General features: G+C 45.8%; 21 protein-coding genes. 15 read left to right on the top strand and 6 right to left on the bottom strand.

What is annotated here, in order from left to right; translation table 11 throughout:
• Window positions 1–11 precede the first annotated feature (11 nt).
• The 6 genes from P3L47_RS17135 to P3L47_RS17110 all read left to right on the top strand — a co-directional run bounded on the left by P3L47_RS17135 (window position 12) and on the right by P3L47_RS17110 (window position 7,704).
• On the top strand, window positions 12–2,174 hold the full coding sequence (locus P3L47_RS17135) for a Kelch repeat-containing protein (RefSeq protein ID WP_277781551.1): 2,163 nt from the start codon (window positions 12–14) through the stop codon (window positions 2,172–2,174).
• 2 nt (window positions 2,175–2,176) lie between these two features.
• Window positions 2,177–3,064: a serine O-acetyltransferase EpsC gene (gene epsC, locus P3L47_RS17130; RefSeq protein WP_122359981.1), complete on the top strand. Its 888-nt coding sequence runs from the start codon at window positions 2,177–2,179 to the stop codon at window positions 3,062–3,064.
• Between the two features lie 101 nt (window positions 3,065–3,165).
• Window positions 3,166–3,564 carry a (2Fe-2S) ferredoxin domain-containing protein gene (locus P3L47_RS17125; RefSeq protein WP_122360489.1) on the top strand — a complete coding sequence of 133 codons (399 nt, stop codon included), beginning with the start codon at window positions 3,166–3,168 and terminating at the stop codon, window positions 3,562–3,564.
• 23 nt (window positions 3,565–3,587) lie between these two features.
• Window positions 3,588–5,381 (top strand): NADH-ubiquinone oxidoreductase-F iron-sulfur binding region domain-containing protein, encoded by a 1,794-nt coding sequence (locus P3L47_RS17120; RefSeq protein ID WP_277781550.1) that lies wholly within the window; start codon window positions 3,588–3,590, stop codon window positions 5,379–5,381.
• A gap of 41 nt (window positions 5,382–5,422) precedes the next feature.
• Window positions 5,423–7,213 (top strand): NADH-dependent [FeFe] hydrogenase, group A6, encoded by a 1,791-nt coding sequence (locus tag P3L47_RS17115; RefSeq protein WP_277781549.1) that lies wholly within the window; start codon window positions 5,423–5,425, stop codon window positions 7,211–7,213.
• A gap of 2 nt (window positions 7,214–7,215) precedes the next feature.
• Window positions 7,216–7,704, top strand: a complete 489-nt coding sequence (locus tag P3L47_RS17110) for an NADH-quinone oxidoreductase subunit NuoE family protein (protein WP_122359979.1) — start codon at window positions 7,216–7,218, stop codon at window positions 7,702–7,704.
• Between the two features lie 457 nt (window positions 7,705–8,161).
• Here P3L47_RS17110 and P3L47_RS17105 read toward each other — a convergent pair whose 3' ends face one another.
• Together P3L47_RS17105 and P3L47_RS17100 are read right to left on the bottom strand one after the other, a co-directional pair.
• Window positions 8,162–9,139, bottom strand: a complete 978-nt coding sequence (locus tag P3L47_RS17105) for a TPM domain-containing protein (RefSeq protein ID WP_277781548.1) — start codon at window positions 9,137–9,139, stop codon at window positions 8,162–8,164.
• 21 nt (window positions 9,140–9,160) lie between these two features.
• Entirely contained in the window at window positions 9,161–9,760 is a 600-nt protein-coding gene (locus P3L47_RS17100) for a LemA family protein (RefSeq protein WP_277781547.1), read from the bottom strand.
• A gap of 167 nt (window positions 9,761–9,927) precedes the next feature.
• On the opposite strand from P3L47_RS17100, the gene P3L47_RS17095 reads away from it, so the two are divergent.
• The 9 genes from P3L47_RS17095 (at window position 9,928) to P3L47_RS17055 (ending at window position 21,331) form a co-directional block, all read left to right on the top strand.
• Window positions 9,928–11,301: a cytochrome c peroxidase gene (locus tag P3L47_RS17095; protein ID WP_277781546.1), complete on the top strand. Its 1,374-nt coding sequence runs from the start codon at window positions 9,928–9,930 to the stop codon at window positions 11,299–11,301.
• 26 nt (window positions 11,302–11,327) lie between these two features.
• Window positions 11,328–11,789 (top strand): septal ring lytic transglycosylase RlpA family protein, encoded by a 462-nt coding sequence (locus P3L47_RS17090; protein ID WP_277781545.1) that lies wholly within the window; start codon window positions 11,328–11,330, stop codon window positions 11,787–11,789.
• Window positions 11,790–11,893: 104 nt separating this feature from the next.
• Window positions 11,894–13,162: a TolC family protein gene (locus P3L47_RS17085; protein ID WP_277781544.1), complete on the top strand. Its 1,269-nt coding sequence runs from the start codon at window positions 11,894–11,896 to the stop codon at window positions 13,160–13,162.
• 33 nt (window positions 13,163–13,195) lie between these two features.
• Complete coding sequence (locus tag P3L47_RS17080) at window positions 13,196–14,281, top strand: efflux RND transporter periplasmic adaptor subunit (RefSeq protein ID WP_277781543.1); 1,086 nt, start codon at window positions 13,196–13,198, stop codon at window positions 14,279–14,281.
• 6 nt (window positions 14,282–14,287) lie between these two features.
• Window positions 14,288–17,413, top strand: a complete 3,126-nt coding sequence (locus P3L47_RS17075) for an efflux RND transporter permease subunit (RefSeq protein ID WP_277781542.1) — start codon at window positions 14,288–14,290, stop codon at window positions 17,411–17,413.
• Between the two features lie 41 nt (window positions 17,414–17,454).
• Window positions 17,455–18,132, top strand: a complete 678-nt coding sequence (locus P3L47_RS17070; RefSeq protein ID WP_277781541.1) for a response regulator transcription factor — start codon at window positions 17,455–17,457, stop codon at window positions 18,130–18,132.
• Entirely contained in the window at window positions 18,129–19,307 is a 1,179-nt protein-coding gene (locus tag P3L47_RS17065) for a sensor histidine kinase (protein ID WP_122359971.1), read from the top strand. Before P3L47_RS17070 ends, P3L47_RS17065 begins: the two co-directional genes overlap by 4 nt.
• Before the next feature lie 83 nt (window positions 19,308–19,390).
• Window positions 19,391–20,389 carry a 2-hydroxyacid dehydrogenase gene (locus P3L47_RS17060; RefSeq protein ID WP_277781540.1) on the top strand — a complete coding sequence of 333 codons (999 nt, stop codon included), beginning with the start codon at window positions 19,391–19,393 and terminating at the stop codon, window positions 20,387–20,389.
• An 87-nt stretch (window positions 20,390–20,476) separates the two neighbouring features.
• Window positions 20,477–21,331, top strand: coding sequence for a patatin-like phospholipase family protein (locus P3L47_RS17055; protein WP_277781539.1), 855 nt, complete (start codon window positions 20,477–20,479; stop codon window positions 21,329–21,331).
• Between the two features lie 3 nt (window positions 21,332–21,334).
• Here the strand turns inward: P3L47_RS17055 and thiC are convergent, their stop codons facing one another.
• The 4 genes from thiC to thiD form a co-directional block, all read right to left on the bottom strand.
• Window positions 21,335–23,041 carry a phosphomethylpyrimidine synthase ThiC gene (gene thiC, locus P3L47_RS17050; RefSeq protein ID WP_277781538.1) on the bottom strand — a complete coding sequence of 569 codons (1,707 nt, stop codon included), beginning with the start codon at window positions 23,039–23,041 and terminating at the stop codon, window positions 21,335–21,337.
• Window positions 23,042–23,060: 19 nt separating this feature from the next.
• Window positions 23,061–23,702 (bottom strand): thiamine phosphate synthase, encoded by a 642-nt coding sequence (locus P3L47_RS17045; RefSeq protein ID WP_277783715.1) that lies wholly within the window; start codon window positions 23,700–23,702, stop codon window positions 23,061–23,063.
• Window positions 23,703–23,764: 62 nt separating this feature from the next.
• Window positions 23,765–24,355 (bottom strand): thiamine phosphate synthase, encoded by a 591-nt coding sequence (locus P3L47_RS17040; RefSeq protein ID WP_277781537.1) that lies wholly within the window; start codon window positions 24,353–24,355, stop codon window positions 23,765–23,767.
• The gene (gene thiD / locus P3L47_RS17035; protein ID WP_122359965.1) at window positions 24,352–25,200 is read right to left on the bottom strand and encodes a bifunctional hydroxymethylpyrimidine kinase/phosphomethylpyrimidine kinase; all 849 of its coding nucleotides are present in this window, start codon (window positions 25,198–25,200) and stop codon (window positions 24,352–24,354) included. The genes P3L47_RS17040 and thiD overlap by 4 nt, the downstream gene beginning before the upstream one ends.
• Window positions 25,201–25,448: the final 248 nt, after the last annotated feature.

Below are 25,448 nucleotides of genomic sequence, written 5' to 3'. Positions count from 1 at the left end.
AAGATAATAATATGAAACAACTATACTTACTATTATTCACCTTGTTTGCTATATGTTTATCCGGCTGTGTGGAAGAGCCGGATATGGATACTAACCTGCAGAATGTTTTACCTCCGGAATTCGAGAAATTTACACAAGCAGATGTCAGCTTTACTGCCACGAGTATTCATGCAAAAGCTACCATAAAGAAAGAAAATGGAGATCCGGTTGTTGAACGTGGTTTCGTTTATTGGCTGAAAGATTCAAAAGATATCCAAAAACAGGAAGATTCTACCATCAAAGAAGGTAAAAGTACATATGAACTTACCATAAATGAGCTTATTAATGATACAACCTATCATATCAGTCCATTCGCAAAAAGTGAAAAGGGAGGTATTGCATATGGAGACACATTAGATGTTACAACAAATGAGGGTATAGGATCAGTTATCACCTCGGAAATTAAAGAATTCACAGCAACGACCGCCGTGCTGGGAGGTACGATCAGGGAAAAAGGCGAAGGTGAAATCAAAAAGGTAGGTTTCCGTTTTCACAAGAATGCAGAGGCTGATTCAATGGTTTATGTCAACATGAATGATATGCTGACAGACTCTACATTTGTTTATACTTTAACAGAGCTGGATCCGGAAACGGAATATACAGTTGAAGCCATAGTAGAAAATAGTTTTGGCTTGTTCAATACCAATAAACAAAGCTTCACGACATTGGACGGACATCCCAAACTCGATTTGCTTGAAAAGATTGAGATAGATTATACACATGCAACCGTAAGAGCCAGATTGGTTGAAAAAGGTGATGGAGAGCTGGATTCTATCGGGTTCTGCTGGGGGACAGTGAAAGACTTGAATCGACCTAATATCATTGAAGATTCAGTCATTAAATGTACGGTTAACGAAGATGGCTTTATTTTAGGTGTCATTCCTTCTTTGAAGCCGGGAATACAATATTTCGTACGCGGTTTTGCTGTAAATGAATTTGGTCCTGTTTATACTTCAGACAGTATTGCTTTTTATGCCAAAAGAGATGTTCCTACTATCCTTATGGATGAGTCTTTGAATTATACCATGAAAGACGGGAATGTAACAGTCAGTGGTCTGTTGGAGAATGACGGTAGAACCGATGTTAAAAAGATTGTTGTTTATTGTTCGTTGACGAGCACTCCGGGACCGGATAACGAATCCGACCAAAAGGTTACTCTCACAAGAGAAGATTTGGATAAAGATAAAAAATTTCAAGTCTCTTTTACATTGAAAGGGGAAAAGAAATATTATGTCAAAGCTTATGCAACGAATGAGAATGGGACAGAGGGCAGTAACATTGTTGAGTTTAAAACACCCAATATTGTTTCAGGAAATCTAACGGGATTTGAGGGCAGTGGACGTATGAATTATACGGTTTTCACACTGGATGATCAAGCATTTGTTGTAGGAGGAGATTTAGGTCCGAAAAGAACAGATGAACTGTATGGATATAATCCGACTTATAACAAATGGAAGCTTTTTGAGTCTTACCCGATAGAAGCAATGAACATGGCTGCATGTACAATGGATAATACAGCCTATCTGTTTGGAGGAAACACATTAGCTATGAACATAACCGGATGTTATTCATATTCAAACAATGAATGGACAGATTTAGCTCCATTGGAAAATGGGAATATACGTAATAAAGCCGTTTGTTTCCCTTATGGAGATGACATTTATCTTATTGGTGGAAACATAAATAATGCTCCAACTGATACCATTTGTCGTTACAATACAAATGACAATAAATGGTATAATTATGGTAAGTTCGCGGTTGCTCTAAGTAATGGTATTGCTTTGGTTTCAGGCGAAGGTGAAGTCTTCGTTGGTCTGGGAGATAAAATTGCAGGACGAGGGTTATGGAAAGCTACCGGAGGAGATTTTACCAGCTGGAGTAGTTTAACAGAACTACCGGGGAAAATGGACAATGTTTCAAGTGGCATTATTTATAACAGAAGTATATATGTTATTGATGAATCTGGCGTAATGTGGCAATATGATATAGATAATGATGAGTGGCATCAACGTTATGCTTATTCGAAAGGCAGTAAGAATTACGAACTATTCATGTTGAATGGTGTTGTGTATATTTTAAGTCTGGATTATTACCAAAAAACATTAGTGACATACGACCCGGCATGGGATAACTAAACATGAACAGAACTGATATATTAAACCAAATACAGAAAAACGTGGAACGTCTGTCGGCTTCCGATCTGCCGGAGTATAAATATATTCCGCTGCATCAGAAGCCATCACCTTCTGTGCTTTCGCTTCGTGAAGTCATGTTGTTGCTACGGAAAGTGATCTTCCCGGGATTCTTCGGTTCGGAGCAGGAGGCACAGGTGGATTCCATCCAATACTATACAGGAGTCTATTTGGAGAAGATATATGACCTGCTTCAAGAACAGATATATAACGGTCTCTGTTTCGAAGTTGATCGTTGTTGTGATTCGAAGGACCGTGCGTCCCGGATAGCAATTGATTTTATAAATAAGATACCTCATATCAAGTATTTGCTATCCACCGATGTAAAAGCGATACTGGATGGCGATCCGGCAGCCAAGAGTCTTAGCGAAATCATATTCTGTTATCCCGCCGTACACGCCATTCTTCATCAGCGGGTAGCGCATGAGCTGTTAAAGCTCGGAGTGCCGGTCCTGCCGCGTATCATCACCGAGATGGCCCATTCCGAAACAGGGATCGACATCCATCCGGGGGCACAGATCGGAGAATATTTCAGTATCGATCACGGGACAGGTGTTGTCGTAGGACAGACCGCCATTATAGGTAACCATGTCCGTTTGTATCAGGGTGTTACTTTGGGGGCTAAAAACTTTACGCTGGATGAAGAAGGGCTGCCTGTCGATGTACCCCGTCACCCGATCATTGAAGACAATGTTACTATCTACTCCAATGCTTCCATTCTCGGTCGTATCACGATAGGGAAAGGCTCAGTGATAGGTGGTAATATTTGGTTAACCCATAGCGTTCCGCCAAACTCCAAAGTTCTTCAGACACGGGCTGTCGAAGACAAATAAATCTTTTATATTTTTTGCGCAAAAGACACCCTTAAATTGAACATAAATACGTATGTTTGCGTCATACCCATGTGGTAATAATACCTTAAATGTGTACGATGATGAACAAAGTAAAAACGTTAGATGACCTTCGGAAGATGCGTGAATCCTTACGTACCTCCCTCGATTTACGCGAGAAAAGTAATAATCCCGAGCAAATGGTTCAGATCAAGGTGGCTATGGCAACCTGCGGTATCGCTGCCGGAGCCAAAGAGGTAATGAGCTATTTTATCGAAGCCCTCGACCGGGAACGCGTAGATGCCTTAGTTACTCAAACAGGCTGCATGGGATATTGCTATGCAGAACCTACCGTAGAGATCACAGTTCCCGGCAAGGAACCGCTCGTATTCGGTCGCGTCAACAAAACAAAAGTGGACGAGATCATTACCAGTTATATCAAACAAGGTATTCTGATAGACGACATCATACCTGTCAACTATAACTCGGTCGGTCCAGAATAAAAACCAATACAAATTCTTACATAATGGCACAATATAGCAACTATATTCTGGTGTGCGGCGGTACAGGCTGCCGTGCATCACAGAGCGAGCTTATACTACAAAACCTGAAGGAGGCAGTCAGGCAAAACGGATTACAGGACAGTGTACAGGTGATCCGGACAGGCTGTTTCGGCTTTTGTGAGAAAGGGCCGGTCGTAAAACTGATACCGGACAATACTTTTTACGTGCAGGTCACTCCGGAAGATGCAGACGATATCGTCAACGAACATCTGATAAAAGGCCGTAAAGTAGAACGTCTGCTTTATGTAAATCCGGAGACGAATGAGCAGATACTCGATTCCAAACATATCAACTTCTATAAAAAGCAGTTACGTATAGCCTTGCGCAACTGCGGTTTCATCAACCCTGAAAATATAGACGAATACATCGCCCGTGACGGTTATATCGCCTTGGGTAAAGCATTGACTGAAATGACCCCCGACGACGTAATCAGGGAGATCATGGACAGCGGCCTCAGAGGCAGGGGCGGCGGCGGTTTCCCGACCGGGCTCAAATGGCAGATCACCCGTAAGGTACAGGCTCCGCAGAAATATGTAGTCTGCAATGCCGACGAAGGTGATCCGGGTGCCTTCATGGACCGTTCTATCCTGGAAGGCGATCCGCACTCCATCGTCGAAGCCATGGCGATCAACGGATATTGTACCGAAGCCAGTAAAGGGCTGGTCTATATCCGTGCCGAATATCCCCTGGCGGTGGAACGTCTGAAGATCGCTATAGAACAAGCGAAAGAGTACGGATTTTTGGGAGATAACATCTTCGGTACAGATTTTTCTTTCGATATTCAGATACGTTATGGAGCAGGCGCTTTTGTGTGCGGGGAAGAGACGGCACTGATCCATAGTATGGAAGGATTGCGCGGGGAAGCAACGGTTAAACCTCCGTTCCCCAGTGAAAGCGGTTACAAAGGCTGTCCGACAAACGTGAACAACGTAGAGACGTATGCCAATATCCCCGTTATCCTGCTGAAAGGAGCCAAATGGTTCAGCAGCATCGGTACGGAAAAGAGTAAAGGGACGAAAGTCTTTGCCCTGGCCGGCAAAGTGAACAACGTCGGACTGATCGAAGTCCCGATGGGAACGACACTCCGTGAAGTGATATTCGGTATCGGAGGAGGAATAAAAGACGGGAAGAAATTCAAAGCCGTACAAACCGGCGGACCTTCCGGCGGATGCCTGACGGAGAAACATCTGGATCTGCCGATCGACTATGACAATCTGATCGCTGCCGGTTCCATGATGGGATCGGGTGGAATGATCGTGATGGACGAAGACGACTGCATGGTGGCGATGGCCAAGTTCTACCTCGACTTTACGGTAGAAGAGTCATGCGGCAAATGCGCCCCTTGCCGTATCGGAAATAAGCGTTTGCATGAAATGCTGCAGAAGATCACATCGGGCAGGGGAACCATCGAGGACCTGGATAAACTGCGTAATCTCGCCATGGTGATAAAGGATACGGCCTTATGCGGTTTGGGGCAAACATCACCCAACCCCGTCCTTTCTACCATGGATAACTTTTACGATGAATACCTGGCACATGTCGACGAACAACGTTGTCCTTCCCACCAGTGCCGTGAACTTACCCAGTACTTTATCAATCCGGAGAAATGTAAAGGCTGTACCATGTGTGCCCGCATCTGTCCGGTACATGCTATCACCGGTAGCCGTAAAGTACCTCACACGATCGACTCGGATATCTGTATCCGTTGCGGGTCATGCATAGAGAAGTGTAAGTTCGATGCAATATACGTACACTAAATAAGTTGACAGTGGATAATTGACAGTTGACAGATAAGAATATGGAAAAAATTAAACTAACAATAGATAACAGAGAAGTGGAAGTAGCCAAGGGGACAACAATCCTGGATGCTGCCAAAAGCCTGGGGATCCGTATCCCGACGCTTTGCCACATGAAACTCGAAGACTTGAATTACGAGAACAATCCCGGAGCCTGCCGCATCTGCGTGGTAGAGATCGAAGGACGCCGTAACCTGGCACCATCCTGCAAGATGGAATGTACGGAGGGAATGGTTGTCAGAACCCATACCCCCCGTGTCATGAATGCACGCAAAACGGTGATGGAGCTGATCCTGTCCAATCATCCGGCGGGTTGTCTGACCTGCAGCAGTAACGGATATTGCGAGTTGCAGACGATCGCCCACGACCTCGGTATCCGTGAGATAAGATATCAGGGTGAACAGTCCACTTTCGAGATCGACCGTTCTCCTTCCATCGTGCGGAATATGAATAAATGTATCATGTGCCGCCGCTGCGAAACCATGTGTAACAGTATTCAAACGGTAGGAGCCCTGACAGCCGTTCATCGCGGATTCAATGCCGCCGTTTCCACAGCCTTTGAGCGGGATATAGCCGGCAGTACCTGTTCTTATTGCGGGCAGTGTGTGTCTGTCTGTCCGGTGAATGCCCTTAGCGGCCGTAACACCCAGCAGCCGGTACTGGACGCATTGGCCGATCCGACCAAGATCGTGATCGCACAAACTGCTCCGGCAGTACGTACGGCTCTCGGACGCGATTTCGGTTGTGAGCCGGGGACGTTGGTTACCGGAAAGATGGTATCGGCTCTTCGCCAGTTAGGTTTCGACTATGTATTCGATACCGACTTCGCCGCCGACCTGACCATCATGGAGGAAGGTACCGAATTGCTTCAGCGATTAGGCAAATACCTATCGGGAGATCAGGAAGTGAAAATGCCGATGATGACCAGTTGCTGTCCGGGTTGGGTCAGTTTCGTAGAACAACATTTCCCGGAACTGCGCGATAACCTGTCGACAGCCAAGAGCCCGCAGCAGATGTTCGGAGCCATAGCCAAAAGCTATTTCGCAGAGAAGCTGGGAGTGGATCGCAGAAATATTGTTGTCGTCTCCATCATGCCTTGCCTGGCAAAGAAATATGAAGCCAGCCGTCCGGAATTTGCCGTCGATGGTAATCCGGATGTCGATATTTCGATCTATACCCGTGAGCTGGCTCGTCTGATCCGGTATGCCAACATCAACTTCAACGAACTTCCCGACAGCGACTTCGACCGTCCTTTGGGAGAGTCGACCGGTGCCGGCGTTATTTTCGGAACAACCGGAGGCGTTATAGAAGCAGCCTGCCGTACGGCTTACGAGCTATATACTAAAAAGCCGCTGGAGAAAATCGAGTTCAGAGAACTGCGAGGACTGGAAGGTATCCGCAGTGGGACGATCAATTTCGACGGTGTCCCTGTCAGAATCGGTATCGCCCACGGTTTGGGGAATGCCCGCAAACTGGTCGAAGAGGTGAAGAGCGGAAAATCGCCTTACCACGTGATCGAGGTAATGGCATGCCCCGGTGGTTGTATCGGTGGCGGTGGCCAGCCGTTCCATCAGGGCAGGATGGACGTTTTGCGTAAACGTGCTGCCGCCCTTTACAGCGAAGACGAAAGCAAGCCGCTTCGTAAGAGCCATGAGAACCCCTATATCCAGCAATTATATAAGGAATATTTGGGCGAACCTTGCGGCCCCAGGGCGCATCAGTTGCTGCATACACATTACTTCGACCGCAAAGAAGTAGTCAATATGTTTTTGGAAACCGATAAAGACGAATAAGCATGGAAAAGATACATTTGCCCCAATCAAAGATAAAGGAGTTGCAGGCCGTATGTAAGGAGCATGATAACGACTCCGGTGAACTGATCAACATTTTGCATGCAGCACAGGAAATATTCGGTTATCTCCCTCGTGAAGTACAGGAAATAGTGGCAGCCGAACTGCATATCCCTGTTTCCCGTGTCTATGGCGTAGTTACTTTCTACTCGTTCTTTACCATGACACCGAAAGGAAAGTACCCGATCTCTGTCTGCCTGGGAACCGCCTGTTATGTACGCGGAGCGGAAAAGGTACTGGACGAATTTCAGCGTCAGCTTGAAATCAAAGTAGGGGAGACGACTAACGACGGGTTATTCTCGCTGGACTGCCTGCGCTGTGTGGGAGCCTGCGGACTGGCACCTGTAGTGACCATAGGTGGTAAGGTATACGGTAGAATTACTCCGGAAAAAGTGAGGGATATCCTGTCCGAATATTATATTCGCGAGGAGTAAGACGAAATTTGGATTTTGAAAAGCTTACGTATTTTTCTGAAAATACGTAAGCTTTTTCTCTGTAATATGTACGTTTTTACCTTGAAAAGCTCGCCACTTTCGCCACTAAAGTATTTGATTTTCACTATCGTTTTTTATAGCCAAAATAATCCTGTAACATAATGACTATCAGTCTATTGGAAAATATATACTATTTTCTTCATCCCATAAATCGGTTTTAAGAGGGACACGAATACAGGAATTTTCCGACTCTTAAAACCCTGTCGGACGAATCAACAAGCAGACAGACGTGAAACATTTGAAAAAACATGTCCCTCCGGTGTCCCTAAAATCGCTTCCGAGCAACACTTTTGTATCTGTAATTAATTAATAACAAGACACTTACGCAATACGGAAAAATCAAATACTTTAGTGGCGAAAGTGGCGAGCTTTTCGCTCAAATTAATCAGCCTACCGCTTAAAAGCGACTGATAGAGCCACCGCCTCCCGAACGTCCTCCGCCCCAGGAGCCACCACCACCGAAACCGCCTCCAAAGCCTCCGCCTCGTCCGCCGCCACCGATGATGACAGGACCTGTGCTGCGTCTCAGCCGGCTGATATGACGGCTTTTCTTTTCGGTATAGCCGCAATTCTTACACCTGTAGGTATCTTCCGCCAATCCTTCTGAGCTGTAAGTCGCTCTTTGTATTACTTGCTGCCCCACATATACCAATGTTTTTTGTCCGCAACGGGGACAGATGCGGGGACGGTATTTGAGGATAGAGACAAGTAGAAAGATTCCGGCAGGAAAGAGGATCGCTATGATCAGGAATACCCACAGGAAAAGATCATCACCTTCCGCCTGTCTGTTTTGACCTCCGGTCATGGCAGTGCGTTCGTAATCGCTTGCCATCAGATATTTTTTTACGGCAGCGACTCCTTTAAGCATACCGGCACTGTAATCACCGGCTTTCAGGTCCGGGATCATATATCGTTGTTGCAGACGGTAACAGATTGCATCGGGCAGAATACCCTCTATGCCGTAACCGGTCTCAAAAACGACGGAACGTTGCGACGGTTCAGTGACAAGCTGAATCAGTAGACCGTTGTCCTTGTCCTTTTTTCCCAATCCCCAATGCTGGAACAGGTCGGTGGCAAACATACGGGCATCGTTATCGCCGATGCTCTCCACGGCAACCACGGCGACTTCTATCCCCAGGCTGTCTTCCACGGTCTGCAACAAGCGGTTGATGCGCTCGACATCCTCCGGATGAATGATCCCGTCCGGATTACTCACATGATTATTCCGGTCCGAGAGACGGACATTAGGGATCATCTCGATCGTATATTCCTTTGCTGCAGCAACTTGCTGCGGGAAAAGGGAGAAGAGGAACAAGCCTGCAAGCAACAGTGCCTGCAGACGTTTGCCTGTCAGTGTTTTATTCAGATTTCTCATTCTTTATCTGAACTTATCGGATTAAAATTCCACTTTCGGAGCTTTCTCTGCACCGCTTTCCGCACTGAAATAAGCTTTCGGCTGGAATCCGAACATACCGGCAAGGATATTGGTCGGGAAACTGCGGATATAGGTATTGTAGGTTTGCGCTGTTTCATTGAAACGCTTGCGTTCCACGGAAATACGGTTCTCCGTACCTTCCAGCTGAGCCTGTAGTTCGGAGAAGTTTTGATTGGCTTTCAGGTCCGGATAACGTTCCAGTACGACCATCAGGCGGGAAAGGGCACTGCTCAACTCTCCCTGTGCTGCCTGGAATTTCTTCATCGATTCCTCATTTAGGTTGGATGGGTCGATAGTGGTCTTGGTTGCCTCGGCACGGGCACTTACCACACCTTCCAATGTCTCCCTTTCATGAGCTGCATATCCTTTTACCGTATTGACCAGGTTCGGGATCAGGTCCATACGGCGCTGATATTGATTTTCTACCTGGCTCCAGGCTGTTTTTACTCCTTCATCCTGTGTAACCATTGTGTTGTATGTACCTTTCACCCAAGAGTATCCGGCAAATAAAAGTACCACGATAATGGCAAGTGTAATCCACAAAGCTTTGTTCTTAAACATTTTTCTTTTTGCTTTAATTGTTATACATAGTCTTGCAAAGCTATATAAAAATATCCACTTAATAAAGATTACCTATCTTCCGATAAATAAAACCTATCAGCATCGTGAACACATATTAATAAATATATCTACATTTGCACTAAACAAATCTTAAACAACCAATAATTATGCGCAACACTAGTTTTAGTAAGATGGCAGCACTTCCTGTCGGACTGCTTACATTGGCTTTGACAATGCCTTCCTGCTCATCCAACGAGTATAAGAAACTGGAAGGTGACAAAGCAAAGCAGGTAGCCTCTATCATTCGCAACAACGGATGTATGGAATGTCACTCAGCCACTGCAAATGTTCCTTTTTACGGAAAACTTCCGATTATCGGTCCGGTCGTACAGGCTGACATGAAAGAAGGCACACATTATCTGGATCTTACAGCTATGCTGACCGCCCTTGACAACGGACAGCCTGTTTCTGAAGTAGATTTGGCAAAAGTAGAGAACACGGCTCTCAGCGGTTCGATGCCTCCTGCCAAATATTACACGATGCATTGGGGCACCAGTCTGAATAACGACGAGAAGAAAGTAATTATTTCATGGGCTAAAGAAGCCCGTAAGAATAATTATGTTTCACCTACGGTAGCAGAAGAGTTTGCCAACGAACCGGTACAGCCGCTAATGGCTTTTATTCCTACCGATTCGGCTAAAGTTGCTTTAGGATTTGATTTGTATCATGACACTCGCTTGTCAGGCGACAACACGATCTCGTGCGCAACCTGCCACGGACTGAATACTGCCGGTGTAGACCGCAAGCAATTCTCCGAAGGTATCCACGGACAATTCGGTGGTGTCAATGCACCGACTGTCTATAATGCCGCACTTAACTTCGTACAGTTCTGGGACGGACGTGCTGCCGACCTGAAAGAACAGGCTGCCGGACCTCCATTGAACCCGGTAGAAATGGGTAGTGCCTCATTCGATGAAATCTGTGCTAAACTGGCAGAAGATAAGGAACTGAGCAAACGCTTCCTGGAAGTATTCCCCGAAGGTTTCACCGAATCGACAGTGACGGAAGCTATTGCCGAATTTGAAAAGACTCTGCTTACCCCGAGCCGTTTCGACAAATATCTGAGCGGAGACAAGAATGCGCTTACTGCAGAAGAACTGGAGGGCTATCAGCTGTTTAAAGACAACAAATGTGCCACCTGCCATGCCGGTATGAATCTCGGCGGACAGTCATACGAATATATGGGTATCAAAGATAACTATTTCGATTATCGCGGTACAGGTCTGACAGACGGTGACAACGGACGCTGGTCGGTGACAAAGAACGAAGCCGACCGTCATAAATTCAAAACACCGACACTCCGTAACGTCATGCTAACAACACCTTATATGCACGACGGTTCGATCGCGACGATCGAAGATGCTATTCAGGTAATGCATGAGTTCCAGATCGGCAAGCACATCTCGGATGCGGAAACGGCAAAGATCGTAGCATTCCTGAACACACTGACCGGAGAATATAACGGACAGCTTCTTCAATAAATACAAATTAGTTATTATATTTGCACATGCCCTTCCGCCTGTCCCATATAATACTCCTATTCATCGCTTTACAAAGCGTAGGGGTTGCGTGGGGACAAGAGGAGGGGCTTGCTTCTTATTACCATGAACGTTTTCATGGCCGCAAATCTTCCAGCGGACGCATACATGATAAAGACGAATTGGTTGCAGCTCATCGTACGTATCCTTTCGGCACGTATCTGCGGGTAACCAATCTGGATAATATGAATACTGTGATTGTCTGTGTTACCGACCGGGGACCGCACCGTAGAAAAAGAATCATAGATGTTTCTTCTTCCGCCGCTGAAATCTTAGGATTCAAGAAAAAGGGCATTGCCCGTGTGCGTATCGAAGAAGTACCGGGTCCGATCGATTTACGCTGGCTTGAACTTATTTATCCGAAACCGGCACCTTATCTTCAGCCGAAAGAACAACCGGTAGCTCCTTATCGCATGAAAATAAAACCCTGAAAGCCTTCTAATCAATTTCTAATTTCAATTAAGAGTATTCTAATCGCTTTAATAAGGTCAAAATACGCCCGGCTTATACCTTTGCTTCCAAAAAACAAAGGCAAATGGGTAAACGATTCATTCTTTTATTACTTATCTTACAAGCATTTAACGGCAGCGCTAAGGCCGAAAACCAATCTATAAAACTAACTCTGCAGGAGGCGGGAGAACGCTTTTCTACCAACAACCTGGAGTTGATAGCCGAACGTTATAACATCGATATGGCGGAAGCCGAGGTTATCCAGGCAAAGTTGTTTGAGAATCCCGTCATATCTCTTGAACAGAACGTCTACAACCGGCTCAACGGAAAGTATTTCGATATGGGAAAAGAGGGGGAAGCTGTTGTCGAGATCGAACAGCTGATCTATATTGCCGGACAGCGTAATAAGCGGGTTCGGGTAGAAAAACTCAATAAGGAGATGGCTGTCCACCAGTTCGAAGAGGTACTCCGTGCATTGAGAAGCGAACTGAACAGTAAATTCATAGAACTTTATTACACACAAAAGTCACTTTCCGTCTATGACAAGGAGATTGAATACCTGTCACAATTGCTGGAAGTCATGAAAGTACAGAGTGATAAGGGAAACGTTTCATTATTGGAAAAGTCCAGGATACAGGCACTCCTTTTATCCCTCCAGCAGGAAAGGAACGACACTTCCAACCAGCTCATTTCGTTGCAAGGTGATATGAAGTTATTACTGGGACTGAATGCTTCCGACAACTTTGAGCCTGTCTTCGACGAATCCGTACTGAAACAGGTCGATATAGCGTCGGTCCCTTTTGTCGAATTGAACAACCGGCTCGCCGAACGTCCGGACCTGAAGATGGCACGAACCCATATACAGGCTTCCCGTGCCAATGTAAGCCTGCAAAAGTCGCTCGCATTCCCGGAAGTCAGTCTGAAAGGTTCTTACGATCGTGCCGGTAACTTTTGCGATAACTATTTTGCAATCGGTTTAAGCATCTCGATCCCAGTCTTTAACCGTAACCAGGGAAACATCAAATCTGCCCGTCTCTCCGTCCTGCAGAATACCAACCGCGAAGAGTTGGCACGCAAGCAGGCGGAAAAGGAACTCTTTACCAGCTATGCCCGGCTGGAAAAGGCTGTAAAACTCTATAGCTCCTCCAATTATGAGCTGGAACGGGACTTTGAAACCATTATCGACGGGGTAAATACGAACTTCCGGAAACGCAATATCAGTTTGCTGGAATTCATCGATTATTATCAGGCATATAAGGAGACTTGCCTGCAACTCTATCAGACACGGAAAGAGGTCTTCCTGACTATGGAAGAAATCAATACGGTGACAGGCAGTGATGTTTTCAGCTATTAACGAATAACAATGAATAAGAAAATGAGAAATAAGATGAATAAGAATTGTATCGTACTAATGCTCCTGCTTCCTTTGCTGGCAGCCTGTGGCAAAAAGACAACCGGAGCGGAAGACGGTCCGGCCCCTCTCATGCTGACTGACAGTTTGCTGAAAGTTGTTTCGGTTGAGACTGTTCAGAATGTCCCTTTGAGCGATGAGTTGTTGCTGAACGGACGCGTCAGTTTCAATCCCGAACAGCTGGCACATGTGTATCCTATTTTCGGCGGAAACATCACGGAGGTGAATGTCGAAACAGGAGATTATGTGAAGAAGGGAGATATACTTGCCGTCATACACAGTAGCGAAGTGGCTGATTATGAGAAGCAACGGAAAGAGGCGGAACAACAGTTCGCCTTGGCGAGCCGGAACCAGGAGGCGACAGAGGATATGTTTCGGAGCGGAATGGCTTCCGAACGGGACAAACTACAGGCAGAACAGGAGGTAGCGAATGCCTGGGCTGAATTGAAACGTATCGGTGAAGTCTATTCCATTTATCATATGACCGGTCATTCCACTTACGAAATAAAATCGCCGGTATCCGGTTTCGTGATCGAAAAGAATGTCAGCCGGAATATGCAGATACGTTCCGACCAGACAGAAGAGATGTTTACCATCTCCGGCCTGGCTGACATTTGGGTGATGGCGGATGTTTACGAAAGCGATATCAGCAAGGTTTACGAAGGCGCTCCGGTCCGTATAACAACACTCGCCTACAGGGATAAAGAGTTTACAGGGACGGTAGACAAGGTATATAACATGCTGGATAGCGAAAGTAAAACCATGAGCATACGGGTGAAACTGAAAAACGAAGACTATATGCTGAAACCGGGCATGTTTACCAACGTGTACGTACAAAGTAAAGTGGAAGGAAAAGAAATGCCCCGCGTAAATGCCCGTGCCGTCATATTCGAGAACGGCAAGCATTATATCGTAAGCGTAGGCAGCGACAATATCCTGCAAACCAAGGAAGTTACCGTATTCAAACAGACCGAAAAAGATTGTTTCCTCGAATCCGGTGTGAAAGCCGGTGACCGTATCGTCAACCGGAATGCACTTTTGGTCTATAACGCATTAAAGTAAACGGATATGCATAAGTTTATAGACTATATAATAGCCTTCTCGCTGAAAAACAAATTCTTTATCTTCTTCTGCACCGTCATAGCCATTATCGCCGGTGCCGTCAGCTTTGTTCATACCCCTGTCGATGCCTTCCCCGATGTTACCAACACGAAGGTAACGATCATAACCCAATGGCCGGGACGTAGTGCGGAAGAGATAGAGAAATTCATCACTATCCCCATCGAGATAGCTATGAATCCGGTACAGAAGAAGACGGATATCCGCAGTACGACCCTGTTCGGGCTTTCGGTGATCAATGTGATGTTTGATGATGATGCCGACGATTTCTATGCCCGTCAGCAAGTCTATAACCTATTGAATGATGCAGACTTACCCGAGGGTGTTACACCGGAGGTTCAACCTCAGTACGGACCGACGGGAGAGATTTTCCGTTATACGCTACGAAGCGACAAACGTTCCGTCCGGGAGCTGAAGACCTTCCAGGACTGGGTGATCGAACGTAAACTGCGTGCCGTTCCGGGAGTGGCGGATATCGTGAGTTTCGGTGGTGAAGTAAAGACTTTTGAAGTGAGTGTCAATCCGAACCAGCTCATTAATTATAATGTGACATCGCTTGAGCTTTTTGATGCCATAGCCAAGAGTAATATTAATGTGGGCGGCGATGTGATCACTAAAAGTTCGCAGGCTTATGTGGTACGCGGTATCGGGTTGATCAACGATACGAAAGAGATCGAGAATATCGTAGTCAAGAACATCAATGGTACGCCGATCCTGGTAAAACATCTGGCAAGTGTACATGAATCGAGCCTCCCTCGCCTGGGGCAGGTGGGCAGGATGGATGAAGATGATGTCGTACAGGGCATTGTCGTTATGCGGAAAGGAGAAAATCCGGGCGAAGTAATAGCTGCCTTGAAAGATAAGATAGCGGACATACAGGAGAACGCATTGCCGGAAGATGTCCGTATCGTTTCGTTCTACGACCGGGAGGATCTGGTCGACCTGGCTGTGAATACGGTGACGCATAACCTGATAGAAGGTATTTTGCTGGTAACTTTCATTGTGTTGATTTTTATGGCAGACTGGCGTACAACGGTGATTGTATCCATTATTATCCCGTTGGCGCTGCTCTTTGCCTTTATCTGTCTCCGGGCAATGGGGATGAGTGCCAACCTGCTTTCGATGGGAGCGATCGACTTCGGTATCATTATCGACGGTGCCGTGGTGATGGTGGAAGGTCTTTTTGTCGCTCTCGACAAGAAGGCGCGGGAAGTAGGGATGCCTGCTTTTAATGTGATGAGTAAGATGGGACTGATCCGTCATACGGCAAAAGACCGTGCCAAGGCGGTATTCTTTTCCAAACTGATCATTATCACTGCACTGGTTCCGATCTTCGCATTCCAGAAAGTGGAAGGGAAGATGTTCAGCCCGTTGGCTTATACCCTGGGATTTGCTTTGTTGGGTGCCCTGATATTTACATTGACATTGGTACCGGTACTTTCGTCCATGCTGCTGAAGAAGAATGTGCGTGAAAAGCATAATCCTTTCCTGGCATGGGTGAACCGGACTTCCGTTTCTATATTTGACCGTTGCCATGCCCACAAGAAAACAACGATCGGTCTGGCTACTTTGGCAGCTGCTGCCGGTTTGTGGTGTTTCACGTTGCTGGGTACGGAATTTCTTCCTCAGTTGAATGAAGGTTCCATTTATATCCGTGCGACCTTGCCGCAGAGTATTTCCCTGGATGAATCTGTCAAGCTCGCCAACCAAATGCGCCGTGAACTGGCATCTTATCCGGAAGTGCGTCAGGTACTTTCGCAGACAGGCCGCCCGAATGACGGAACGGATGCTACCGGTTTCTATAACATTGAATTTCACGTGGATATCTATCCTGAGAAGAAATGGGAAAGTAAGCTGACCAAAGCCGGTTTGATTGAAAAGATGGAAGAAAACCTGGCTATCTATCCGGGAGTCGATTTCAACTTCTCACAGCCGATCACAGACAATGTGGAGGAAGCTGCCAGTGGAGTTAAGGGATCTATTGCCGTAAAGGTTTTCGGGAAGGATTTATATGAGTCCGAGAAAAAAGCCGTGGAGGTATACAAGGTGTTGGAGACCGTCGATGGAATTGAAGACCTGGGCGTGATCCGTAATATCGGTCAGCCGGAACTGCGGATCGAGCTCGATGAATCGCGTCTGGCTCGTTACGGTGTAGCAAAGGAAGATGTACAGTCGATCATTGAAATGGCGATAGGAGGTAAGAGTGCTTCTCTGCTGTACGAAGATGAACGGAAATTCAACATTATGGTCCGCTATGAATCGGATTTCCGCCGGAGTGAAGATGAGATTGGGAAGATACTGGTTCCGGCCCGAGACGGGACGATGGTTCCCATCAAGGAGCTGGCCGACATTACTACAATAACCGGACCACTCATCATTTATCGTGATAATCATGCCCGTTTCTGTGCCGTGAAATTTTCTGTCCGCGGACGGGATATGGGTACGGCAGTGGCTGAAGCCCAGGAGAAAGTGAGCAAACAAGTGAAGCTGCCGGAGGGTTATACGTTGAAATGGACAGGCGATTTTGAAAACCAGCAGCGTGCAACGAAGCGATTGGCACAGGTTGTGCCTGTCAGCATTGCTATCATATTCGTTATCCTGTTCGTGCTGTTCGGGAATGCGCGGGATGCAGGTTTGGTATTATTGAATGTACCTTATGCTGCAGTAGGGGGTATCCTGGCACTTCTGATCACCCGTTTTAACTTCTCGATCTCGGCGGGTATCGGTTTCATTGCCCTTTTCGGGATCTGTATCCAGAATGGAGTTATTATGATATCGGATATTAAAGGGAATCTGAAAGCACGGGAGCCTTTGTCGGATGCTGTCAAGTTGAGTGTGAAATCGCGTGTACGGTCGGTGCTTATGACTGCATCGATGGCTGCTATCGGTCTGATGCCGGCAGCACTCAGCCATGGTATAGGTTCGGAAAGCCAGCGTCCGTTAGCCATCGTTATCATCGGCGGTCTGATAGGAGCCACTTTCTTCACTCTCTTCGTCTTCCCGCTGATGGTCGAAGCATTCTATCGCCGGATGCTTTATGACAAAGATGGAAAACTGATACAACGGAGGTTGTAAATTTGTCGTATATTTGTGTTTCCATGTAAACAAGCAATCAGATGGCAAAAATATTATTAGTAGAAGATGAAGTAAATATAGCCTCTTTCATTGAGAGGGGATTGCAGGAATTCGGTCATGAAGTATGTGTTGCTTATGACGGTATGGCAGGTTGGGAGTTATTGCAGAAAGAAAACTTCCAACTGCTGATCCTCGATATTATCATGCCTAAGATGAATGGCTTACAGCTATGCCGTCAGTACCGCCAACTCTATGGTTTCCAGTCGCCGGTAATTATGCTGACCGCTTTGGGAACAACGGAGGATATAGTGAACGGTCTCGATGCCGGTGCCGACGATTACCTGGTTAAACCTTTCAGTTTCCAGGAATTGGAAGCCCGCATAAAGGCTCTTTTGCGGCGGTCGGGAACAGAGGTTACGTCAGGCTCTTTGCGATGTGGTGATCTGACTCTCGATCCGACCAGCCACCGGGCATTCCGGGGAGATGCTGTCATCGACCTGACCGTCAAGGAATATCGCCTGCTGGAATACTTTATACTCAATCAGGGTACAGCCCTCAATCGCCTGACGCTTCTGAAACATGTATGGGACAAGGATTTCGACACGAATACCAATGTTGTCGATGTCTATGTCAATTACCTTCGCGCCAAGATAGACAAGGATTTTGATCATAAACTGATCCGTACCGTGGTGGGTATCGGCTATATGATGGAAGCATGAAAACAGGGAATAAGATAGCTTTCTTTTATACGGCAATGACAGTCGGCATCATTGCTTTCGTCACGATCCTCTTCTATTTTATTGCGACTAGTTATATCAGCCGTCTGTATTATTCTTATCTGACGGAAAAAGCCTATGCCACTGCCGAGAAGCATTGGGAAAAAGACGAAGTGGACGAGGAAAGTTACGCCCGCATACAAAAACGGTATGAAGAGACGTTGCCTGTTGCTACCGAAATATTACTGAACGCGGACAGTATTTCGGAGACGCATACGACATTGATCCGTTATATGACGGAGAAAGAGATCGGACAATTATATAATGGTAATGTGATCACTTTCCATGAAAAGGAGAAAGTAGGAGCTGCCCTTTATTATCCGGACAATGAGGGAAATTTCATCGTCCTTGTTATCTCGAACAACCAGTACGGAGGGGATATCCAGCAACGTATCGGCTGGTTATTGCTTGCCCTGATCATTATAAGTGCCGTCTTGATCTACTTTGTCGGGAAACTGTATGCGATCCGTATGGTCGATCGTATCGATGCTGCTTACCAAAGCGAGAAAGCTTTTATCAGCAATGCTTCTCATGAACTGAACAATCCGCTTACTGCCATACAAGGTGAATGCGAAATAAGTCTGTTGAAAGAACGAACCCCTGCCGAATATCAGGCTGCATTACAGCGTATTGCCTCCGAGACGAAACGTATCATCCAGTTAATGAAGCATCTTCTCTTCCTGTCGCACGGCGATAAAGAGATATTGAAGAATGCCACTGAAAACATTATGCTGGCTGATTTTCTGATGCAGTTTGTCGGTAACCGTATCCGTTTTACAACCGATACCTTTGCCTATTGTCTGGAAGCGAATCCTCACCTGCTAAAGATCGCCATCGGTAATATCCTGAACAATGCTTGTAAATACTCAGGAGAGAAGCCTGTCGAAATGCGTCTGAAAGGTTCTGTCCTTGAGATTCAAGATTCCGGCATAGGTATCCCGACTGAAGAGCTGAAGCGTGTCCATCAACCGTTCTATCGTGCCAGTAATACACGTGAGTTTGCCGGGCATGGCATCGGACTTAGTTTATCACTACGCATTTTAAATTCTTACGGAGCCAAAGTGAATATACATTCCGAAATAGATAAAGGAACAAGAGTTATTATAGACTTTGGATAACACTTGCAGGATTTGTATTAATCTATTGGTATTCTCAACATTTCATATCTTTATTCTGTTCTATTAGAAACAAATAATAGAATATGACATACAAGATTGCATTTTTTGGAGCTAAACCTTACGATATAGTTTCCTTTGATCAAGTAAATGAGAAATATAATTACGATATCAGGTATTATAAAGGACATCTAAATCCTAATAATGTTGTCCTGACGAAAGATGCCGATGCTGTTTGCATCTTCGTAAACGATACTGCTGATGCGACTGTTATCGATGCCATGGCTGAGAATGGCGTTAAGCTGCTGGCTTTGCGCTGTGCCGGTTTCAATAACGTAGACCTTGCAGCAGCCAAAGGCAAACTGCCGGTTGTCCGTGTTCCGGCTTATTCTCCTTATGCCGTAGCCGAGTATTCATTGGCGCTGATGCTGTCGTTGAATAGGAAAATACACCGTGCTTACTGGCGTACACGTGATGGCAATTTTTCTTTGAACGGGTTGATGGGATTTGATATGCATGGAAAGACTGTCGGTATCATCGGTACCGGAAAGATTGCCAAGATACTGATCAAAATATTGAAAGGGCTGGGCATGCGCATTCTTGCTTATGATCTTTATCCCGATCACAAATTTGCGGAAGAAGAAGGCATTACTTATACAACTTTGGACGAACTATATCGTGAATCGGATATCATATCGCTTCACTGTCCGTTGACGGATCAAACCCGTTATATCATTAACGAAGATTCGATCGACAAAATGAAAGACGGCGTAATGATCATCAATACCGGCCGCGGACAGTTGATCCATACCAATGCCCTGATCGAGGGATTGAAGGAAAAGAAGATATCGGCAGCCGGACTGGACGTATATGAGGAAGAAGGTGATTACTTCTATGAGGATAAATCCGACAAGATCATCGACGATGATGTGCTGGCACGGTTATTATCTTTCAATAACGTGATCGTAACTTCACATCAGGCTTTCTTTACTAAGGAGGCAATGCATAATATTGCAGAAACGACTTTGCAGAATATCGAAGATTTCAGGCAAAATCGTCCACTAGTGAACGAAGTTATTCTATAAACAGACTATTTTTTATCGCTGATTTATTATATTTTTGTGGCCATTGTCCGGTGTGAGCCAGGCAATGGTCTTTTAATTTTACTTATTATGGAAATAGACAATCAGACAGGACTTGTTTTAGAAGGCGGAGGGATGCGCGCCATTTTTACGGTTGGAGTATTGGATTACTTTATGGATCACAATATCTGGTTTCCCTATACGATCGGGGTATCGGCAGGAGCAAGCAATGGCATTTCATATGCTTCCCGGCAACGAGGACGCTCAAAATACAGTAACATAGATTTATTGAAAGAATATAATTATATCGGTCTGCGGCATTTTCTGCGCGGCAGGGGATATATCGATATGAAATATCTGTTCTACATCTATCCGGAGAAATATTACCCGCTCGATTATGATACCTACTTCAAGTCGAAGGACCGTTTCGTAATGGTCACAAGCAACTGCCTGACGGGAAAAGCGGAATATTTTGAAGAGAAGAAGGATAAAAACAGGTTGGTGGATATTTGTTGTGCCTCCTGTACGTTACCTGTCCTTTGTCCGGTTGCCCATGTCGACGGGATTCCGATGGTGGACGGCGGTGTTTGTGATGCGATTCCTATCCAGCGTGCTATTGACGACGGTTTCAAAAAGAATGTAATTATTCTCACGCGAAACAAAGGATACCGGAAAGAAGATAAGAATTTCTATCTGCCGGGATTCATCTATAAACAGTATCCGGCTATACGGGAGCAGCTCAAATTGAGATATAAACGGTATAATGAAGTACTCGATTATATCGACCGGCTGGAGGCAGAAGGTAAAGCATTCGTGATCCGTCCCGAAAATAAAATGGAAGTAGGCCGGACGGAAAGTAATCCGGAAAAGCTGGAAGCGTTATATAATGAAGGGTATGAGCTGGCAGAGCGTTTAATAGGGGCGGCCCTTACAACCGCCCGCTAAAAATCAATCTTTACATTCTTTGTGTAAGTCCTTGCTCAGACGCATTGCGCAGAAGTTCGGACCGCACATCGTACAGTATTCACCGTCAGTGACAGCACTCTCCTTATAATATTGCAAAGCACGTTCCGGATCGAGAGACAAGTTGAACTGGTCTTTCCAACGGAAATCGAAGCGAGCTTTACTTAATGCATTGTCACGTACTTGGGCACCCGGATGACCTTTGGCCAGATCGGCTGCGTGAGCGGCAATCTTATAAGCGACCACACCGTTACGTACATCTTCCTTATTAGGTAATCCCAAATGCTCTTTCGGAGTTACATAACAGATCATGGCAGTACCGTGCCAGGCTATCTGTGCAGCACCGATAGCTGAAGTGATATGATCGTAACCGGGAGCTATATCCGTTGTCAACGGGCCTAATGTATAAAACGGTGCACCGTGGCAGGCATATTGCTGTTCCTTCATATTTTCATGTATCTTGTTCATAGGAACATGTCCCGGACCTTCGATAATCACCTGAACGAATTTCTCCCAGGCAATTTTCGTCAGATCGCCCATAGCATGCAGTTCGGCAAACTGGGCGGCATCGTTCGCATCATAGATAGAACCCGGACGAAGTCCGTCACCGATGGAAACAGCTACGTCGTACCGGCTCAGAATATCGCATATCTCCGCAAAATGTGTATAAAGGAAATTTTCTTCGTTATGCAACTGCATCCATTTCGCCATAATGGAACCTCCACGTGATACGATACCGGACAGGCGCGTTGCGGTCAGATCGATATGACTTTTCAGCAGACCGGCGTGGATCGTAAAATAGTCGACCCCTTGTTCGGCCTGTTCAATCAAAGTGTCGCGATAGATATCCCAGTTTAATGCTTCCACGTCTCCGTTCACCTTCTCCAAAGCCTGGTAGATAGGAACAGTCCCCATCGGAACAGGGCAGTTGCGGATGATCCATTCGCGCGTTTCGTGGATATTGTCGCCTGTAGAAAGGTCCATCAATGTATCGCCTCCCCATTTACAACTCCATACTGCTTTCTCGATCTCTTCGCTGATGCCGGAAGAAAGGGCGGAGTTGCCGATATTCGTGTTGATCTTTACCAGAAATTTCTTTCCGATGATCATCGGTTCGGCTTCCGGATGGTTGATGTTGGAAGGTATGATCGCACGTCCGGCAGCTATTTCCTTACGGACAAAATCCGGTGTAATGTACGATTTCAATCCCAAAGCCTCGATCTGCTGGTTTTCGCGTATGGCAACATATTCCATTTCAGGTGTAATGATACGGCGTTTGGCATAATACATCTGAGTGATGTTCTTGCCTTCTTTTGCACGATAGGGCAGGTGGCGTTTCGGGAAACGGATAGTGTCCAGGCTTTTATCTTCCAGCCGGGCACGGCCGTATTCCGAAGTAAGTTCGCTCAACTGCTCGATGTCTTTGCGTTTGCTGCACCATTCTTCGCGGATACGCGGGATACCGGCTGCAATATCAATGTTTATCTTCGGATCAGAGAAAGGTCCGCTTGTATCATAGACAATTACCGGATTATTTTTCTTGAAAACCTTTTCCCCGTTTTCATCCACCGTAACAGTATCCAGCAGTTTGATCTTGCGCATTCCTACCTTGATCTTGTTGATCTCTCCCGGAATATAAATCTTCTCCGACGACGGATAGGTTATACGCATCGTATTTTTCTTGTTTGCCATTGTTATATTGTATTATATTTTAATCAAAGTGACCTCTTTGTTTGACATAATATTTTATTCTTGAACAGAAACGTTTCATCTCTTTAACAGGATCAGGAGCCTGGGTAATGGCCGACGACACGGCAATCCCTGTAATTCCGGTCTCCATCAAAGGATCGATATCCTCGTACCGGATTCCTCCGATCGCAAATATAGGAATTTTTAATCCTGCTTCCCGGCATTGCTCCATGATTCTTTCGTATCCTTCGAGACCGAGTATCGGACTCAGATTCTTTTTCGTTTCCGTAAAACGATACGGACCGAGACCGACATAAGAAGCACCTTGCCTGTTTGCTTCCATAATATCCTCAAAGGTATTGGCGGTAGCGCCTACCAGGAAAAGGTCGTCGTAATATCGTTCGAAAATGATTCTCCACGCTTCACTGACCGGCATATCATTCTTTCCTAAATGTACAGTGAAGGCCCCGCTTTTAATGGCAATTTCCAGATCGTCGTCTATGCACACCCGATTACTGAATCCGACCATCTTTACGATCCTTTTGGCTGTCTCCAAGTTCAGATTCTCTTTCATCCGTAACTGGATCCAGGTACATCCGCCTTTTAGAGCCATTTTGGTCTGCTCTTCTTCGGTGTACTTTTCCGTACGATGGGTAATAAACATGAGGGGAAGCTCATCTTCGTAAAAAGCTGCATATTGAGACCGGTTAAAACCTCTTAAGTCAATCATAATTGTAATGTTTTATATTGATGGATGATTCTGTCCTTTTGCGATATACCCGGAGCCGTTCCCCACAACGCACCCAAGACGGCTACGCCGCCAAAGCCAATGTGTCGTATTGCGGGGATTGTTTCTTCACTGATACCGCCTAAGGCGATTACTTTTTCATTTATTATCCGACAGGATGCAGCTGCCTGCAAGGTCGATAAAGAGAAGCCGCTTCCATATCCTTCCTTGGATATGCTTTCAAAGACCGGGCTGAGAAATACATAATCCAGTTGTCGGTTTTCCCTCACTTCCTGTAAAGAATGGCAGGAGCGGCTGATACTTCCCTGGAAACCTTCGGGTATGTTCTGATTTCTGCTGTTCAGATGAATACCGGCAAGAGCATATTCTGCTGCCAGCTCAAAATGATCGTGTATGACAATACGGGAATGATATTCTGCCGGAACAGCATCTAGCAGCGAGCGTAATTCTTCTTTACGACTTTGCGGCTTACGTATATGTAGCTTTTCCATTCCTGCCTGAAACAAAGCCGTCAGGATCTCACCTTCGCCTTCAAAGAAATAAGGAGTTGTAATGACTATCAGCTTCATGACTTCTTTATTTCTATTTTATATAAAGGAACCGGAGCGAAAAAATGATTCAACGGACCATGCCCATGTCCTGTTCTGACATCTTTTCCGTTCTGTATGGCTTGTGTGATATATTTTTTGGCAGAACCGACCGCATCGGACAGTTCCATTCCTAAAGCCAGGTAAGCGGCAATAGCTGATGATAATGTGCAACCGGTTCCGTGACCGTTGAACGTTTCGATTGTTTCAACCGACAAGCGGACAGGAGACATTCCCGACATATATAATATATCGGTCATATCTTTGGTTTTCAAGTGTCCGCCTTTCATTAAAACCGCCTTACAACCCAAAGACAATAACTTTCCGGCAGCCAGGTCCATATCTTTTTCAGAGGATATCTTTAAGCCGGACAGGTATTCCGCTTCATCCACATTGGGAGTAACCAGAGTGCTCCGGCGAAACAATTCCCGGACAATGACTTCGATAGCATCATCCTGCAATAACTTATTCCCGCTGGTAGAGATCATAACCGGATCCAATATAATGTAGGCAGGAGAAAACCTGTCGATTGTTTCGACGATAATTTCAGCCGCAGCCTTATTATGCACCATGCCTATCTTTACGGCATCGATTGTGATATCTTCAAAGACAGCATCGAGTTGTCCTTTCAGTATCTCAGGAGAAATGGCCTGGATACCTCTGACACCCTGGGTATTCTGTGCCGTGACCGAAGTTATGACGGAAGCTCCGTAAACGCCGATGGCGGAGAATGTTTTAATATCTGCTTGTATACCGGCTCCGCCACCACTGTCGGAACCCGCGATTGTAAGTGCTACCGGATAGCGATACGTCGTATCTGTTTTCATTTTTTACATACCAAAGGAGGGATAAGCCTTGTCTGTCTTTCCTACGGCGGCATTACCCGCATCAGGTTCACAGGGTATAATCTCAGCCCGTTTACAGTATGGCACCCCCTTTCGCGGACAAAGGTAGAAAGATTGACAGGAGAAAACAAAAGTGAATTGTTAAATTTAAGAGAGATTTGATAGATATAAAGAAATAATCCAGTATATTTGCCTGTACAAATCCGGTACAATAGCTTTTCTTCCGGGTT

Source organism: Parabacteroides chongii, from assembly GCF_029581355.1.
Classification (GTDB): domain Bacteria; phylum Bacteroidota; class Bacteroidia; order Bacteroidales; family Tannerellaceae; genus Parabacteroides; species Parabacteroides chongii.
The sequence above is the reverse complement of the archived record's forward strand: the minus strand, read 5'-3'. Positions and strand labels throughout refer to the sequence as shown.

What these genes read in the sequence shown, in the direction of transcription:
- P3L47_RS17135 (WP_277781551.1), top strand. Translation starts at nt 12, where the DNA reads ATGAAACAACTATACTTACTATTATTCACCTTGTTTGCTATATGTTTA.
- epsC (WP_122359981.1), top strand. Translation starts at nt 2,177, where the DNA reads ATGAACAGAACTGATATATTAAACCAAATACAGAAAAACGTGGAACGT.
- P3L47_RS17125 (WP_122360489.1), top strand. Translation starts at nt 3,166, where the DNA reads ATGAACAAAGTAAAAACGTTAGATGACCTTCGGAAGATGCGTGAATCC.
- P3L47_RS17120 (WP_277781550.1), top strand. Translation starts at nt 3,588, where the DNA reads ATGGCACAATATAGCAACTATATTCTGGTGTGCGGCGGTACAGGCTGC.
- P3L47_RS17115 (WP_277781549.1), top strand. Translation starts at nt 5,423, where the DNA reads ATGGAAAAAATTAAACTAACAATAGATAACAGAGAAGTGGAAGTAGCC.
- P3L47_RS17110 (WP_122359979.1), top strand. Translation starts at nt 7,216, where the DNA reads ATGGAAAAGATACATTTGCCCCAATCAAAGATAAAGGAGTTGCAGGCC.
- P3L47_RS17105 (WP_277781548.1), bottom strand. Translation starts at nt 9,139, where the DNA reads ATGAGAAATCTGAATAAAACACTGACAGGCAAACGTCTGCAGGCACTG.
- P3L47_RS17100 (WP_277781547.1), bottom strand. Translation starts at nt 9,760, where the DNA reads ATGTTTAAGAACAAAGCTTTGTGGATTACACTTGCCATTATCGTGGTA.
- P3L47_RS17095 (WP_277781546.1), top strand. Translation starts at nt 9,928, where the DNA reads ATGCGCAACACTAGTTTTAGTAAGATGGCAGCACTTCCTGTCGGACTG.
- P3L47_RS17090 (WP_277781545.1), top strand. Translation starts at nt 11,328, where the DNA reads ATGCCCTTCCGCCTGTCCCATATAATACTCCTATTCATCGCTTTACAA.
- P3L47_RS17085 (WP_277781544.1), top strand. Translation starts at nt 11,894, where the DNA reads ATGGGTAAACGATTCATTCTTTTATTACTTATCTTACAAGCATTTAAC.
- P3L47_RS17080 (WP_277781543.1), top strand. Translation starts at nt 13,196, where the DNA reads ATGAATAAGAATTGTATCGTACTAATGCTCCTGCTTCCTTTGCTGGCA.
- P3L47_RS17075 (WP_277781542.1), top strand. Translation starts at nt 14,288, where the DNA reads ATGCATAAGTTTATAGACTATATAATAGCCTTCTCGCTGAAAAACAAA.
- P3L47_RS17070 (WP_277781541.1), top strand. Translation starts at nt 17,455, where the DNA reads ATGGCAAAAATATTATTAGTAGAAGATGAAGTAAATATAGCCTCTTTC.
- P3L47_RS17065 (WP_122359971.1), top strand. Translation starts at nt 18,129, where the DNA reads ATGAAAACAGGGAATAAGATAGCTTTCTTTTATACGGCAATGACAGTC.
- P3L47_RS17060 (WP_277781540.1), top strand. Translation starts at nt 19,391, where the DNA reads ATGACATACAAGATTGCATTTTTTGGAGCTAAACCTTACGATATAGTT.
- P3L47_RS17055 (WP_277781539.1), top strand. Translation starts at nt 20,477, where the DNA reads ATGGAAATAGACAATCAGACAGGACTTGTTTTAGAAGGCGGAGGGATG.
- thiC (WP_277781538.1), bottom strand. Translation starts at nt 23,041, where the DNA reads ATGGCAAACAAGAAAAATACGATGCGTATAACCTATCCGTCGTCGGAG.
- P3L47_RS17045 (WP_277783715.1), bottom strand. Translation starts at nt 23,702, where the DNA reads ATGTTTATTACCCATCGTACGGAAAAGTACACCGAAGAAGAGCAGACC.
- P3L47_RS17040 (WP_277781537.1), bottom strand. Translation starts at nt 24,355, where the DNA reads ATGAAGCTGATAGTCATTACAACTCCTTATTTCTTTGAAGGCGAAGGT.
- thiD (WP_122359965.1), bottom strand. Translation starts at nt 25,200, where the DNA reads ATGAAAACAGATACGACGTATCGCTATCCGGTAGCACTTACAATCGCG.